This is a genomic window from Flavobacterium lacustre, assembly GCF_027474525.2.
GTDB classification, from domain to species: domain Bacteria; phylum Bacteroidota; class Bacteroidia; order Flavobacteriales; family Flavobacteriaceae; genus Flavobacterium; species Flavobacterium lacustre.
The window spans coordinates 1,690,091-1,706,587 of record NZ_CP114882.2; the positions used below are offsets into that span (position 1 = coordinate 1,690,091).

Consider the following 16,497-nt stretch of genomic DNA (forward strand, 5'->3'; position numbering starts at 1 on the left):
TGTCTAAAAATTACAACGTTTTCGTTAATAACATTCAAAAATTTTGTATAATCATTAAAAAAGATGTAATATATTTGTAATTATAAATAAAAAGTTCAACATTTTAAATAAATTGATATGAGTATTATTATTAAAATTCACGCAAGACAAATTTTTGATTCTAGAGGAAATCCTACTATTGAGGTTGATGTAGTTACAGAAAACGGTGTTTTGGGTAGAGCAGCAGTTCCATCAGGAGCTTCAACAGGAGAACACGAAGCAGTAGAATTACGTGATGGTGGAAAAGCATTTTTAGGAAAAGGAGTTTTGAATGCGGTGAAGAATGTTAATACTTTAATTGCAGAAGAGTTAATTGGAACATCTGTTTTTGAACAAAATGTAATCGATCAAATGATGATTGATTTAGATGGTACACCAAACAAATCAAGTTTAGGAGCTAATGCTATTCTTGGAGTTTCTCTTGCTGTTGCAAAAGCAGCTGCAAATGAATTAGGTCTTCCTTTATACAGATATATCGGTGGAGTTTCGGCAAACACTTTGCCAGTTCCTATGATGAACATCATCAATGGTGGATCTCACTCTGATGCGCCGATTGCGTTTCAAGAATTTATGATTTTCCCTGTAAAAGCAACTTCTTTTTCTCATGCAATGCAAATGGGAACTGAGATTTTTCATAGCTTGAAAAAAGTATTACACGATAGAGGTCTTTCAACAGCAGTAGGTGATGAAGGTGGTTTTGCACCAAATTTAGCCGGTGGAACAGAAGATGCTTTAGATACTATCAAAAAAGCTGTAGAAGCAGCAGGTTATACTTTTGGAGACGAAGTTATGATTGCGCTTGACTGTGCATCTTCAGAATTTTATGTAGATGGTAAATATGATTATTCTAAATTCGAAGGAGAAACAGGAAAAATCAGATCGTCTGCAGAACAAGTGGAATATTTAGCTGAATTAGTAGCTAAATATCCAATTATTTCTATCGAAGACGGTATGTATGAAAATGACTGGGATGGATGGAAATTATTAACAGAGAAAATTGGTGATAAAGTACAATTAGTTGGAGATGATTTGTTTGTAACTAACGTAGAGCGTTTGTCTACAGGTATCGAAAAAGGAATCGCAAACTCAATTTTAGTAAAAGTAAACCAAATTGGTACTTTGACTGAAACTATTGCAGCTGTAAACATGGCGAAAAATGCAGGGTATACTTCAGTAATGTCTCACCGTTCAGGAGAAACAGAAGACAATACTATTGCAGATTTAGCAGTAGCATTGAATTGTGGTCAAATTAAAACAGGTTCAGCTTCTCGTTCAGATCGTATGGCAAAATACAATCAATTATTGAGAATTGAAGAAGAATTAGGAAATACTGCTTATTTTCCAGGTAAAAATGCCTTTAAAATAAAATAATTCTTCAAAATAGCATTTTAAAAGCCATTTGCCATTTGCAAGTGGCTTTTTTTTTGAATTTTAACATTTTCATTTCGATATTCATTTTTTAATTAATGCGGAATTCCTTAGATTTGGTAATTATTATTTAATAAAGTTTATTTCCTATTATATTATGTCAAAAATAGCAACATTAGAAATAGATGGTAACAAATTTGAGCTTCCTATTGTTATAGGAAGTGAGAACGAGGCTGCTGTCGATATTAGTAAATTACGTGATCAATCGGGAGTTATTACTCTTGATCCAGGTTACAAAAATTCAGGTTCATGTAAGAGTGAAATCACTTTCCTGGACGGTGAGTTGGGTATTTTGCGTTACCGTGGATATGCAATTGAAGATTTAGCTGAAAAAGCACATTTTCTTGAAGTGTCTTATTTAGTTATTTTCGGTGAATTGCCAACAGCCAGCCAATTATTGCAATATGAGACTGATATCAGAAAATATACTTTGGTAAATGAAGAAATGAAAAGCATCATTGATGGTTTTCCAAAAACGGCACATCCAATGGGTGTTTTATCGGCGTTGACAAGTGCTTTAACGGCATTCAATCCAAAGTCAGTAAATGCTGAGAATGAAAAAGAAATGTATGAGGCAGTTTGTAAAACCATGGGTAAATTCTTGGTTATTGCAACTTGGACTTATAGAAAAAGTATGGGTTTCCCTTTGAATTATTATGATAATACAAAAGGATATGTAGAAAACTTTATGCATTTAATGTTTGAATTACCAACGGGACCTTATACACCAGATCCTGTAGTTATAAATGCACTTGATAAACTTTTTATTCTTCATGCAGATCACGAACAAAACTGTTCTACATCTACAGTAAGAATGGTGGGTTCTTCTCATGCAGGATTATTTGCTTCAATCTCTGCAGGAGTTTCTGCACTTTGGGGACCGTTGCACGGTGGAGCTAATCAAGCTGTTCTTGAAATGTTGGAAGACATTCAAAAAGATGGTGGTGATGCCGACAAATATTTAGCGAAAGCCAAAGATAAAAATGATCCTTTCCGTTTAATGGGATTTGGTCACAGAGTTTATAAAAATTTCGATCCAAGAGCAAAAATTATCAAAAAAGCTGCAGATGAGGTTTTATCTACTTTAGGAGTAGATGATCCAATTTTGTCTATTGCAAAAAGATTAGAAGAGTCTGCTTTGCAAGATGATTATTTTAAATCAAGAAATCTATATCCAAACGTAGATTTCTATTCTGGTATTATTTACAGAGCGTTAGGAATTCCAACGGATATGTTTACCGTTATGTTTGCAATTGGAAGATTGCCAGGATGGATTGCACAATGGAAAGAAATGCGTGAAAACAAAGAGCCGATAGGAAGGCCAAGACAAATATATGTAGGATATCCTTTGAGGGAATTCAAGAGATCTCAGGAATAAATAAACTTAAAAAGCTTCACTAATCGGTGAAGCTTTTTTATTTTTTTATCTTTGTCAAAATTCAATAGAAATATGCTAGAATTAAATATAAAGAATGAAACCTCAAGACTGCGTGCCGTAGTTTTAGGAACGGCCATTAATAATGGGCCGACACCATCTATTGAAGAAGCTTATGATCCCAAATCATTAGAGCACATTTTGGCGGGAACTTACCCAAAAGAATCTGAAATGGTAGTTGAAATGGAGGCTTTTAATGCCGTACTGAAAAAATATCAGGTTACTGTTTTTCGTCCCCAATTAATAGAAAATTACAATCAAATTTTCACAAGAGATATTGGCTTTGTTATAGACGATACGTTTATTAAATCGAATATTTTGCCGGATAGAGAACGGGAATTAGATGCGATTCAATATGTAATTGATCAAATAAATCCAGCAAAAGTCGTTCGTCCTCCAGAGGAAGTTCATATTGAAGGCGGCGACGTGATGCTATGGAACAATTATATTTTTATTGGTACTTATAAAGGAAGCGATTATAAAGATTACATTACAGCAAGAACAAATTGGCAAGGTGTTGAATACATCAAACAGTTGTTTCCAAATAAAATCGTCAAAGAATTTGATTTAGTAAAATCTAAAATTGAAGCGCGTGATAATGCGTTGCATTTAGATTGTTGTTTTCAGCCTGTCGGAACTGACAAGGGAATTATTTACAAAAGAGGATTTCGGGAAGAAGCTGATTATATGTTTCTGGTAAATCTTTTTGGAAAAGAAAACCTATTTCACATTACAAGAGAAGAAATGTATCATATGAACTCAAATGTTTTTTCTATTGCTCCAGATGTAGTGGTGTCCGAAAGAAATTTTACGAGATTAAACAATTGGTTGCGGGCAAATAATTTTACGGTTGAAGAAATTCCGTATGCAGAGATTGCAAAACAAGAAGGATTATTACGATGTTCGACTTTACCTTTAATTAGAGATTAAAAAAAACGTAGCGACTGCAATTCGTTTCTGCGAAAAATAAAAAATATAAAAATGAAACAAACTACCAATTCCATATTGATGATTCGCCCGGTTGCGTTTCGTATGAACGAGCAAACCGCTGTAAATAATTATTATCAGAAAGTGCTTGATGGTCTTTTGCCGTCAACAGTAAATGCTAAAGCGCAACAGGAATTTGATGCTTTTGTTGCAAAACTAAGAGCTGTTGGTGTTGAGGTTATTGTAGTGGATGATGTTTTAAATCCTGATACACCAGATAGTATTTTTCCAAACAATTGGATTTCTTTTCATGAAAATGGAGATGTCGCTTTATATCCTATGTTTGCAGAAAACCGTCGTCTGGAACGGCGTGAAGATATTTTGGACATTCTGGAAGAAGAAGGATTCATAATTAATAATATTATGGATTATACTTCGGCAGAGGAAGATGGTTTTTTCTTGGAAGGAACGGGAAGTTTAGTTTTAGACCGAGAAAACGGAAAAGCCTATTGCGCATTGTCACCAAGATCGGATGAGGAATTATTTATAGAATTCTGTGAAGATTTTGAATTTACACCGGTTATTTTCGAAGCTTTTCAAACCGTTAATCAAGAACGTAAATTGATTTATCATACCAATGTAATGATGTGTTTGGGAGAAACGTTTGCCGTTATTTGTGCCGATGCTATCGATGATAAAAAAGAACGCAAAATGGTACTCGAAAGTTTGAGAGGAGATGAAAAGGAAGTTGTTCTTATTACAGAAGCCCAAGTCAATAATTTTGCAGGAAATATGCTTGAGGTTAAAGGAACTGATGACAGACGCTATTTAGTAATGAGTGCTTCGGCACATCAAAGTTTGACCAAAAAACAAATTGCCCAACTCGAAGAACATGTAACTATTTTAAGCTCGAGCTTAGATACTATCGAGGCTTGTGGCGGAGGAAGTGCCCGATGTATGATGGCAGAGATTTTTTTGCCAAGAGCATAAATAAGAAAAATAACCCTGAAAGAGTTTATCCTTTTTCAGGGTTTTTATTTTAAAGTAAATTTCCTTTGATGATATTCAGGATGGCACTTACGATATATTGAATCCCAATGGCAATTACTATGAAACCTACAATTCTGGAGATGGCTACAATTCCGGATGCGCCAAGTATTTTGGCTAAATAATGTGCGCTTCTGAGGATAACGAAAATGGCTATGGCAATTGCTAAAATAGCCAAAGTAGAAATAATAATTTCCCGGGTTGAATGGTGCTCCTGATAAAAAGCAATAAGTAATGAAATAGAACCAGGTCCTGCCAGCATTGGGATAGCTAATGGAGTTAATGCGATATCATTTCGTTTTTGCGCATCGGTTTCTATTTTTTTATTAATACCTCTCTTTTTGTTGAATTTTCCCGAAAGCAATGAAAATCCAGAACTTACAATGATGATACCTCCGGCAATACGGAGCGCATCAATGCTGACTCCAAAAAAAGTCAACACATATTGTCCTATAAAAAAAGAGACGATAAGAATAATAAAGACATTTACAGCGGTCCATAATGAAATTCTGGAACGCTCTTTTTTAGAATCTTCATGTGTAAGTCCCACGAAAATAGGAACTGTTCCAATAGGATTTAATACAGAAAATAAAGCGGCGAATAGATAGATGAAAAGATCCATGTTGTTTGGTTTAAAGCTGTAAAAATAGTGTATTTTAAATTTTAGAAGTGTATTTCGTGTTAGGAAGTTGTTTTGTTCTCGGAGCAACTAAACACTAAAATAGCTAAACCTCTAACCCTTTTTTGATTACTTTTGCAAAATATAATTATAGAAAATGAAAAATAAGAAAACAGTAGTCATTGGTGCAACAACAAAACCTGAAAAATATGCTTTTAAAGCGATTACAATGCTCGTTGATAAAGGACATTCGGTTCTTGCATTAGGACAAAATGCTGGTGAAGTGGCAGGTGTAAAAATCCAAACCAAAGCGATTCCGTTAAAAAGCATAGATACCGTTACACTTTACATCAATGCGACACGTCAACGCGATTATTATAATTATATAGTTGAAGCTAAACCAAAGCGTGTTATTTTCAATCCTGGAACCGAAAATCCGGAGTTCTATCAATTATTGCAATTAAATAATATAAAAGTCGAAGTGGCTTGTACACTAGTTTTATTGACGACAAATCAATATTAGACTTTACTATCTGCATTTAATCCATTAAGGTGTTATTAAAACTGTGTCGCTTTTGTTGCGGGTTTGCTTATTAACAGTAATCCAACAAAAGTGATAAGACCGTTTATGATAATTAATTCATTGTCAAAAACATAACCAAAGAAAAGTGTTTTAGAGTTTTCGCTGATAAAGAAAGTTAGCGCAGGGGAAAGAATGCATATAAATGGAACGAGTTTGTCTTGGACCGTTTTAGATTTTAGAAATAATCCAAAGCAATACAATCCCAAAAGCGGTCCATAAGTATATGAAGCTACTCTAAAAATCATTCCGACTACCGAACTATCATTGATGGAATTAAAAAAAACAATGACTAAGAACATCAGAAAAGAAAAACCAACATGAATAAAATGTCGGGTTCGGATTATGTTCGGTTTGTTTAAATTCTCGGTTTTATCCATACCTAAAAAATCAACACAAAACGAAGTGGTTAGAGCCGTTAAAGCGGAATCAGTTGTAGCAAAAGTAGCTGCGGTTAATCCCAACAAGAAGACTACAGAAGGAATTAGTGTTAAATGATTAAAGGCGATTTCCGGAAAAAGTAAATCGGTTCTTGGTTTTCCTGAAATTAAATCTAATGGTACTTCAATGCCATTTTTCTCGGCATAAATATAAAGTAAAGCACCAACACTCAGGAAAAATATATTAATAAGTACAAAAATTCCGGTAAAAGTAAACATGTTTTTTTGGGCCTCGCCAATGGTGGCGCAACTCAAGTTCTTTTGCATTAAATCTTGATCTAAACCAACCATTGCAATGGTTACGAAAATACCACCAAGAATTTGTTTTACAAAATGAAATTTACTGGAAATAAAATCTTCAAAGAAAAATATTTTAGAATAATTACTGTTTTTAACGGTTTCGAAAGCCTGAAAAATGCTTAGATCTAAACTGCTGCAAATAAAATAGATGGTCAAAAAAACAGATGAAACTAAGAAGAATGTTTGTAAAGTGTCTGTAATAATAATCGTCTTTAAACCTCCGCGATACGTATACGAAAAAATTAAAGCCAGCGAAATTAAAACGGTTAAAGCAAACGGAATATTATAATAATCAAAAACGAAGCGCTGAAGAACAATAACCACGAGATATAATCTAAAAGAAGAACCAATTGTTCGACTAATTAAGAAAATAGTGGCAGCCGTTTTATAAGAGTAAATACCTAAACGGTGTTCGATATAGCCATAAATTGAGGTCAGATTCATTCGGTAATACAACGGAAGCAGTAGCTTGGCGATGATTATAAATCCAATGGCATTTCCTAGTACAAACTGAAAATATTTGAATTGTTCTCCTGTTGGCGCACCAACTTCTCCAGGAACTGAGATAAAAGTAACCCCAGAAAGAGCTGTTCCAATCATCCCGAAAGCAACCAAATACCATTTAGAATTTTTATTGGCCTTAAAAAAAGTATCATTTCCACTATCTTTTTTGCTGACGGCATGAGAGATATAAAATAAAATTCCAAAATAAACGATTATAAGAAGTAAGATGGTGCTTGGGCTCATTTTTTAGATTTAAAGTAGCCAAAATACAATTTTTTGTTTAATGGATTATTTGTTTGAACTTTTTTCTATTTATAAAAATCGAATGAATAATAGCTTATGGTACAAATAAACAAATTAGTACATTTGCAATTATGGAATTTTCTTCAAAATTATTAGAAAAAGCGGTTAACGAAATGTCACAATTGCCCGGAATAGGTAAGCGAACGGCTCTCCGACTGGTATTACATTTATTAAAACAACCCAAAGAACAAACCGGTTTTCTGGCTCAGGCTTTGGTGACTATGCGGGAAGATATTAAGTATTGTAGTAGTTGTCATAATATTTCGGATAGTATTTTGTGTGAAATATGTGCTAATACAAGCAGAAATCATCAAATTATTTGTGTTGTAGAAGATATTAGAGATGTAATGGCGATAGAAAACACGGGGCAATTCAGGGGAATTTATCATGTTTTGGGAGGGAAAATTTCACCGATAGACGGTGTTGGACCGAGTCAATTGAATATTGTTTCTTTGGTTGATAAAATAAAATCAGGAAATGTAAGTGAGATAATTTTTGCGTTGAGCTCAACAATGGAAGGCGATACGACCAATTTTTATATTTATAAGCAAATCTCAGATTGTTCTATTGTAATATCTACCATTGCAAGAGGAATTTCGGTTGGCGATGAGCTGGAATATGCAGATGAAGTTACTTTGGGAAGAAGCATATTGCAAAGAGTCCCTTTTGAAAAGTCTTTTAAACAAAATTAACCACATAATGAATTGCGATGCTTTTTAAATAGTAAATGAAAAGCTATATTTGTTGCTAAAAATAGTATAATGAGCAAAACCGGATTTTATTTATTGCTGACCATAAGTGTTTTATTTTCCTCTTGTATCTCGACTCAAGATTTAATCTATCTTCAAAAAAAGGATAAATCACAAGAAGATGCTTCAATTGTTGCTGTAGGGTCAAAACCATACAGGTTGCAAACTAATGATGTTTTGAGCATAACTATAAAAGCTATAGATCCAAAACTTGTAGCTATTTTTAATCCGTCAAATGATGGAGCTGGCGGTGGAAAATCAGAATCAGGATTGTATTTTGATGGTTTTACTGTAGATGATCATGGTAATATAAGAATTCCTGTTTTAGGAGAATTAAATGTCATTGGTTATACGCTGGATGAAATTAGAATTAGAATAGAAAAGCAACTGTTAGCTGAATATTTTAACAAAGAAGCTGATATTTTTGTCACCGTTCGATTAGCAGGTTTGCGTTATACTATCAATGGAGAAATTGGAGGTCCTGGTACAAAAATATTATTTCAAGACAACGTGACTATTATGGAAGCTATTGCAAATTCCGGAGATATCACTATTACCGGGAATAGAAAAGCAGTTACGGTTATGAGAAAAACTCCTACCGGAGTTCAAATGCATGATTTAGACCTTACAGATATCAATGTGATGCAATCGCCATATTACTATTTGCAGCCTAATGATTTTATCTATGTGAAACCGCTCAAGCAAAAAACTTGGGGGACAGGAAAAACCGGTTTAGAGTCATTGGGAACAATTATTACCCTACTTTCTTTGGCAACGACTACTTTTTTATTATTAAAAAATTAATACACATTTAAAAAATGTTAGATATAAAAGATTTTTCGATTTTTGAGAGCCAGACTAGTTTCGACTTTAAGGGCTTTTTAATTAAAATCGGAAGTTATTGGAAATGGTTTCTGCTGAGTTTACTAATTACTTTCACCATTGCTTATGAGGTAAATATTAGAAAGGAAAAGATTTACGCAATGGAAACACTTATTGTGGTAAAGGAAGAAACAAATCCGTTGTTTACCTCTAATACAAGTTTGACATTCAATTGGGGTGGTACTTCGGATCAGGTTCAAACTATTTCTACTACATTGCAATCCAGGTCTCATAATGAGTTAGTTGTAGATAAATTGCAATATTATATTAATTATTTAGTACAAGGAGAATACAAACTTATTGATGCTTACGGAGCGGCTCCTTTTTATGTCAATATTGATAAAACTAAAGGTCAAATAGCAGGAAATCTAATTGGAATTAAGTTTTTAAGTGAAAACGAATATGAAATCAGAATTCCATTCGAAAACAGTTCGGTTTCGATACTGACCTATTCTAATAATTCATATGGCACCACAGCCGTTCAAACTGGAGATTTCATAAAGCGATATAAAGTAGGAGAGCAGGTTTCATTGCCTTTTTTGAATTGGAAATTACAAATAAAAGACAATCCGGGATTTTATAAAGGAAACGAGTATTTTGTACAATTTAATGATTTTGACGGAACAGTTTCTGCTTATAAAGGAATAAGTGTGAGTACCGAAGATAAAGGCGGGTCAATTATTACCTTAGGGATGCAAGGAACAAATAAAGCCAGAATGGTGGAATATTTGAATGCAACCGTTAAAATGCTTATCAAAAGACAGTTAGATAGTAAAAACCAATTTGCGACTAATACAATATCCTTTATAGACAGTACTTTAGTGGCAATGGAATCGCAACTGAAAGAAACCGGAGATGAGCTAAAATCATTCCGAAAAGATAAAAATATCTTTGATGTTGAAGATGGGGGAGCAAAATTCTCAGAGAAAATACTCGGATATGATGTCACTAAGGATGAGGTGACTCGTAAAATGACGTATTACAATTCCTTAAAAGCGTATTTAAAAAATAGTGTTGATTATTCTAAACTTCCTGCGCCATCAGTAGCGGGAATTGAAGATCCAAATATTGTGGTTAATGTTTCTAAATTGATTTCACTTTCCACGCAAAGATCCGAAATGGCTTACGCTGTTAAAAGTGATAAAATATTTAAAGATTTTGATAATCAAATGATGGCTGTCAAAAATGTTTTGTTGGAGAATATTGCTACTGCAAAAGCTTCTTTACAATATGATTTAGCCATGATTAACGGTAAAATTAATGAGACGGAAAGTACCATTAAACAGCTTCCGGAAGACCAACAGGAATTAATTAAAATAAAAAGAAAATATGACTTAAGCGATAATATTTACAGCACGTTTCTTCAAAAACGAAGTGAGGCTGATATCGTAAAAGCAGCAAACTTATCTGATATTCATTTTATTGACCCGGCAAAAGATGTTGGAGGCGGATTAATCGGTCCCAAAACATCTGTGAACTATGTATTGGCGTTGTTTTTGGGAATACTATTTCCGTTGCTTATTGTTTTTGGAATTTTCTTTATTAATAACTCCATTCAGAATACTGAGGATATTAGTAAGTTGACACAGATTCCGCTAATTGGTGTAGTTGGTGTGAATAAAGAAGAGAGTGATTTGGCTGTTTTTGATAAGCCTAAATCAGCGTTGTCCGAATCGTTTAGAGCAATTCGTTCTTCACTGCAATTTTTGTATAAAAAACAATTAGTTGATGGTGCTAAAACCTTGATGATAACCTCATCGGTCAGCGGTGAAGGAAAGACTTTTTGTTCGATAAATATCTCTACTATTTTTGCATTAAGCGAGAAAAAGACGGTCATTGTGGGATTAGATTTAAGAAAACCGAAGTTGTTTGATGAATTTAATTTATCCAATGAAGTTGGTGTGGTGAATTATTTAATTAAGCAAAAAACACTTGATGAAATTATAAATCATACGCAAATACCGTTTTTAGACGTCATCCTTTCGGGACCAATTCCTCCCAATCCTGCAGAGATGATTTTGAGTGATGGTTTGAAGGAATTAATTGAAGAATTAAAAGAAAAATACGACTATATTATTTTAGATACACCGCCTGTTGGTTTGGTTTCTGATGCATTGGAGTTGGCGCAATACTGTGATGTGACACTTTACATCGTTAGACAAAACTTTACTAAAAAGGAAATGATTACGTTATTGAATAACAGGGTGAAACGCGGAGAACTTCATAATACGAGTATTATTTTGAATAGTTTTGAAAATAAAGCCAAATATGGAGCAGGCTATGGCTATGGTTACGGCTATGGTTACGGTTACGGGACCTATTCTAATGGGTATCATGATGAGGAGGAAAATAAAAGCATTGTTAAGAAAACAATTCAAAAGTTGAGAAAAAAATAAAGGTACTTTGTTGTTTAAATAAATATGATGAAAGAAAAAACGAACAGTACCATACTAATTACGGGAGGAGCCGGATTTATTGGCTCTAATCTTTGTGAACATTTTTTATCCAAAGGGTATAAGGTGATTTGTCTGGATAATTTTGCAACAGGTCACCGACATAATTTAGCCGGGTTTGTTGATAATGAGAATTTTCGATTGATAGAAGGGGATATTCGGAATTCTGTTGATTGTGAAAAGGCTGTACAAGGAGTTGATTATATTTTGCATGAAGCTGCTTTGGGCTCTGTGCCTCGTTCTATTATTGATCCCGTAACGACTAATGAAGTTAATGTTTCCGGGTTTTTGAATATGCTTGTTGCTGCCAGAGATGCAAAAGTGAAACGCTTTATTTATGCCGCAAGTTCTTCTACTTATGGAGATTCTCAAGGGTTGCCTAAAGTTGAGGATGTTATAGGAAAACCACTTTCGCCTTATGCGATTACTAAATATGTTAACGAATTGTATGCTGAGATTTTCAGTACTACATATGGTTTAGAAACAATCGGATTGCGTTATTTTAATGTTTTTGGAAGAAAACAAGATCCCAAAGGGGCGTATGCCGCGGTGATTCCGAAGTTTGTGATGCAATTGATGCAATTGGAGTCTCCAATATTGAACGGAGATGGGAATTATTCCCGTGATTTCACTTATATCGATAATGTGATTCAGATGAATGAATTGGCGATGACTACTGAAAATCAGGAGGCGTTGAACACCGTTTATAATACAGCTTACGGTGACCGAACGACTTTGAATGAATTACTGGTTTATTTGAAGGAGTACCTGTCTCAATATGATGAAAGGATTGCGAATGTTGCTGTAATACATGGACCAAACCGGGCGGGAGATATTCCGCATTCGTTGGCCAGCATTGATAAGGCCAAAAAGTTATTAGGGTATCATCCGCAGTTTTCTATAGCGGAAGGTCTAAAAGAAGCGGTTGATTGGTATTGGAATAATCTAAAATAGATAGTATGCATGGGTTCTGATTTAGTGCCAATGCATACTTTTTTACCTTAAAATAGAGTTATAAATTAAAATTAAATTACATGAAAATTACAAAAATTTGTTGCATCGGAGCCGGATATGTTGGAGGACCAACTATGGCTGTTATTGCGCAAAAATGCCCCCACATTAAAGTTACTGTAGTTGATTTGAATGAAGAACGCATTGCCGCCTGGAATGATGAAAATGTGGATAATATTCCTATTTATGAGCCAGGTTTAAGTGCCATTGTTGCAGAAGCAAGAGGTAGAAATCTTTTTTTCTCTACTGCTGTAGAACAAGCCATTGATGAAGCCCAAGTCATTTTTATTTCGGTGAATACGCCAACCAAAACCTACGGAAAAGGAAAAGGAATGGCTGCTGATTTAAAATATATTGAATTATGTGCGAGACAAATTGCAAGAGTAGCCAAAGACAATAAAATTGTAGTGGAGAAATCTACTCTTCCCGTGCGTACTGCTGAAGCTATCAAAAGTATTTTGGACAATACCGGTAATGGTGTTGAATTTCAAATTTTATCCAATCCGGAGTTTCTTGCAGAAGGTACTGCCGTTACGGATTTATTGCATCCGGATCGTATCTTAATTGGTGGTGACACTACAGTTGAAGGTCAAAAAGCGATTCAATCGTTAGTTGATGTGTATGCTAATTGGGTACCTGCTGATAAAATATTAACCACTAATGTATGGTCTTCGGAATTGTCTAAATTGACGGCTAATGCTTTTTTGGCACAACGTATTTCTTCGATTAATGCATTATCCGAACTTTGTGAAAAAACAGGTGCTGATGTGAATGAAGTAGCGCGCGCCATAGGAATGGACAGCCGTATTGGGCCAAAGTTTCTTAAAGCTTCTGTTGGTTTTGGTGGTTCTTGTTTTCAAAAGGATATTTTAAACTTGGTGTATATTGCTAAATCGTATGGTTTGAATGAAGTAGCTGATTATTGGGAGCAAGTCATTATTATGAATGACCATCAGAAGAAACGATTTTCTAATACAATTGTTCAAACGCTTTACAATACTGTTGCCGATAAAAAAATCACATTTTTGGGTTGGGCTTTCAAAAAAGATACTAATGATACCCGAGAATCAGCAGCGATTTATGTTGCAGATGATTTGATTAACGAACAGGCTAAAATTGCTGTTTACGATCCTAAAGTTTCCAGAAAAAAGGTTTTAGCAGATTTGGATTATTTAGAAACCAGAACTGCCGAAAGCAATATGAAAAGTATCAGCTCGTATGAAGATGCTTACACTGCCTGTGAAGGCGCCCATGCCATCGCTGTTCTTACCGAATGGGATGAATTTGTTCAGTATGACTGGCAGAAAATTTATGATTCGATGCATAAGCCTGCTTTTGTTTTTGACGGAAGAAATTTACTTGACAAAGCCGCATTAGAACAAATCGGGTTTGTTTATCAGGCGATAGGCTCTTAATTGATTTTAAAAAGGTTGTTTAATGTCTAATTTGCGGTTTATTTTTTTGTAAGCCGCATTTGAATTGAATAATCGGCAAGTGAATATTATTTTTTTATTTTAATATAAAGTACGTGAAACATTGGTATGTAGTTTATACAAAACCTAAATGGGAAAAGAAAGTTGCGGAACAATTGGAACAATTGGGAATTACCTGTTTCTGCCCGTTGATTACTCAAGTACGTCAATGGTCAGATCGAAAAAAGAAAGTAGAAGTACCTCTTTTTAATTCGTATGTTTTTGTTCAGTTATTGTATTCCGAAAGAAATACTGTTTTTAATTCAGTTGGAGTTGTCCGGTATTTGTTTTGGTTGGGGAAACCCGCCATTGTTCGCGATGAAGAGATTTGTGTTATAAGGGATTGGATTAACGGCACGGATTCTTGTGAAGTGTCTGTTGTGCCTTTTCAGATTGGTGACAGCATACAATTAGAATCCGGACCTTTTTCTTCTCAAAAAGCGATTGTGCAGGAAGTGACAAATACTCATTATGTATTGGTCTTGGAGTCGCTTGGCTGTGTGTTGAAGATGAAGTATAATTAGGGGGTTGGGGTACTGGGTTTTTGGGTTTTTGGGTTTTGGGTGTTAGGTGTTAGGTTATGGGTGTTGGGTTTTAGGTCTTAGGTTTTGGGAGTTAGGTTTTGAGGTTGGTTTTGGAAAAAAGATAAATGAAATGAAAAAAATATTAATTACCGGAGGAGCCGGATTTATTGGGTCTCACGTTGTGCGTTTGTTTGTGACTAAATATAGGGATTATCACATCTATAATTTGGATGCTTTAACGTATGCAGGTAATTTAGAGAATCTTACTGATATTGAAGCGGCGCCCAATTATACCTTTATTAAAGGCGATATCACCGATGCCGATTTTATTTCGGAATTGTTCGAACAACATGCCTTTGAAGGGGTGATTCATCTTGCGGCAGAGTCGCATGTGGATCGTTCTATTGAAGACCCTTTGGCGTTTGTGAAGACTAATGTGTTTGGTACCGTGAATTTGTTGAATGCTGCAAAAAAGGAGTGGGAGAATGCGTTTGAGGGCAAACGGTTTTATCATATCAGTACCGATGAGGTATACGGCTCGTTAGGTGCCGAAGGATTGTTTACAGAGACTACCGCTTATGATCCTAATTCTCCTTATTCGGCGTCCAAAGCCAGTTCCGACCATTTTGTCAGAGCTTATGGCGAGACTTACGGACTGCCTTATGTCCTTACCAATTGTTCCAATAATTATGGTCCGAATCATTTTCCGGAAAAATTGATTCCTCTGTTTATTCATAACATTATTGCCAATAAACCATTGCCTGTATATGGTGACGGGAATTATACACGCGATTGGCTGTTTGTTGAAGATCATGCCAGAGCTATCGATTTGGTTTTTCATCAAGGAGCTGCTCAAGAAACCTATAATATTGGTGGTTTTAATGAATGGAAAAATATAGATTTAGTGCGATTGCTTTGCTCCATCATGGATGGTAAATTGGGAAGAAGACCCGGTAAATCGGCTGAATTAATCACTTATGTAAAAGACAGACCCGGTCATGATTTGCGTTATGCTATTGATGCCACTAAAATAAAAGAGCAATTAGGCTGGGAGCCTTCAGTTACCTTTGAGCAGGGCTTAGAAATTACCGTCAATTGGTATTTGAACCATCCGGAATGGTTGGATCATGTGACTTCTGGCGCTTATTTGAATTATTATGATGTGAAAAGTGAGGAGTGAATCGTGAGAAGTGAGTGGTGAGAAGTGAATAGTGAGAAGTGAAAGGTGAATCGTGATTAGTTTAGGTGTGAATGGTGAGAAGTGAGAAGTGAAAAGTGGGTAAGTTAAAAAAATATAGGGGTTTGACTTTTTAATTAAAGTTGAACCCTTTTTTTAATAGGTTAAGATCTGGTTGAGCATTGATAACTAGTTGTTAGGTTTACTCTTCATTTAATATTTGTTGCATTAAAAAAAGGGGGGTAAATAAAATTTTTTCTCTTTTTTATTTAAAAAAGACAAATTTATCTCTTCCTAAGAAGCGAATACGATTTCGTAATTGTATGCTTATGGGCTTTTTTTTATCTAAATTAGTTCATAATTGGATTTTGAACAGGAAATTGGACTTTTTCATCTGTAATTACGTTTTAAAACATGAGTATTTTATTTTAAAACATGAGTTGATTTATAGGTAGTTACTCATTTTTTAATTAAAAGTTACAATTTTTTAATCTTTGAAAGCGGTTGGAAATTGGTGATATTCAGGTTTTGTAACTATATTTGTCCATGAAGGGTATGATTTTTTCCGCACCAATTTATGGGAGTGGGGAATGCGAAGCGGTAGGAT

General features: G+C 34.7%; 14 protein-coding genes. 12 read left to right on the forward strand and 2 right to left on the reverse strand.

Annotated elements, in window-relative coordinates; genetic code table 11:
• Positions 1–117 precede the first annotated feature (117 nt).
• From eno to ctlX, 4 genes are all read left to right on the forward strand, one after another.
• Entirely contained in the window at positions 118–1,410 is a 1,293-nt protein-coding gene (eno, locus tag O6P34_RS07360; protein WP_269686675.1) for a phosphopyruvate hydratase, read from the forward strand.
• Between the two features lie 154 nt (positions 1,411–1,564).
• Positions 1,565–2,845 carry a citrate synthase gene (locus O6P34_RS07365; protein WP_269686676.1) on the forward strand — a complete coding sequence of 427 codons (1,281 nt, stop codon included), beginning with the start codon at positions 1,565–1,567 and terminating at the stop codon, positions 2,843–2,845.
• A 72-nt stretch (positions 2,846–2,917) separates the two neighbouring features.
• The gene (locus O6P34_RS07370) at positions 2,918–3,832 is read left to right on the forward strand and encodes a dimethylarginine dimethylaminohydrolase family protein (RefSeq protein ID WP_269686677.1); all 915 of its coding nucleotides are present in this window, start codon (positions 2,918–2,920) and stop codon (positions 3,830–3,832) included.
• 51 nt (positions 3,833–3,883) lie between these two features.
• Positions 3,884–4,819, forward strand: coding sequence for a citrulline utilization hydrolase CtlX (gene ctlX / locus O6P34_RS07375; protein WP_269686678.1), 936 nt, complete (start codon positions 3,884–3,886; stop codon positions 4,817–4,819).
• A gap of 49 nt (positions 4,820–4,868) precedes the next feature.
• Here the strand turns inward: ctlX and O6P34_RS07380 are convergent, their stop codons facing one another.
• Positions 4,869–5,498 (reverse strand): MarC family NAAT transporter, encoded by a 630-nt coding sequence (locus O6P34_RS07380; protein ID WP_269686679.1) that lies wholly within the window; start codon positions 5,496–5,498, stop codon positions 4,869–4,871.
• A 154-nt stretch (positions 5,499–5,652) separates the two neighbouring features.
• Here O6P34_RS07380 and O6P34_RS07385 point away from each other — a divergent pair, with 154 nt between their 5' ends.
• Positions 5,653–6,018: a CoA-binding protein gene (locus tag O6P34_RS07385; RefSeq protein WP_269686680.1), complete on the forward strand. Its 366-nt coding sequence runs from the start codon at positions 5,653–5,655 to the stop codon at positions 6,016–6,018.
• A 35-nt stretch (positions 6,019–6,053) separates the two neighbouring features.
• Here O6P34_RS07385 and O6P34_RS07390 read toward each other — a convergent pair whose 3' ends face one another.
• On the reverse strand, positions 6,054–7,562 hold the full coding sequence (locus tag O6P34_RS07390; protein WP_269686681.1) for a sodium:solute symporter: 1,509 nt from the start codon (positions 7,560–7,562) through the stop codon (positions 6,054–6,056).
• Between the two features lie 131 nt (positions 7,563–7,693).
• Here O6P34_RS07390 and recR point away from each other — a divergent pair, with 131 nt between their 5' ends.
• The 7 genes from recR to rfbB all read left to right on the forward strand — a co-directional run bounded on the left by recR (position 7,694) and on the right by rfbB (position 15,893).
• The gene (recR, locus tag O6P34_RS07395; protein WP_269686682.1) at positions 7,694–8,314 is read left to right on the forward strand and encodes a recombination mediator RecR; all 621 of its coding nucleotides are present in this window, start codon (positions 7,694–7,696) and stop codon (positions 8,312–8,314) included.
• 69 nt (positions 8,315–8,383) lie between these two features.
• Positions 8,384–9,175 carry a polysaccharide biosynthesis/export family protein gene (locus tag O6P34_RS07400; protein WP_269686683.1) on the forward strand — a complete coding sequence of 264 codons (792 nt, stop codon included), beginning with the start codon at positions 8,384–8,386 and terminating at the stop codon, positions 9,173–9,175.
• Positions 9,176–9,189: 14 nt separating this feature from the next.
• Entirely contained in the window at positions 9,190–11,649 is a 2,460-nt protein-coding gene (locus tag O6P34_RS07405; protein WP_269686684.1) for a polysaccharide biosynthesis tyrosine autokinase, read from the forward strand.
• A 24-nt stretch (positions 11,650–11,673) separates the two neighbouring features.
• On the forward strand, positions 11,674–12,660 hold the full coding sequence (locus O6P34_RS07410) for an SDR family oxidoreductase (RefSeq protein ID WP_432419587.1): 987 nt from the start codon (positions 11,674–11,676) through the stop codon (positions 12,658–12,660).
• Positions 12,661–12,740: 80 nt separating this feature from the next.
• Positions 12,741–14,132, forward strand: a complete 1,392-nt coding sequence (locus O6P34_RS07415; RefSeq protein WP_269686685.1) for a UDP-glucose 6-dehydrogenase — start codon at positions 12,741–12,743, stop codon at positions 14,130–14,132.
• A gap of 113 nt (positions 14,133–14,245) precedes the next feature.
• Entirely contained in the window at positions 14,246–14,713 is a 468-nt protein-coding gene (locus O6P34_RS07420; protein ID WP_269686686.1) for a UpxY family transcription antiterminator, read from the forward strand.
• Between the two features lie 130 nt (positions 14,714–14,843).
• On the forward strand, positions 14,844–15,893 hold the full coding sequence (gene rfbB / locus O6P34_RS07425; RefSeq protein WP_269686687.1) for a dTDP-glucose 4,6-dehydratase: 1,050 nt from the start codon (positions 14,844–14,846) through the stop codon (positions 15,891–15,893).
• Positions 15,894–16,497 lie beyond the last annotated feature (604 nt).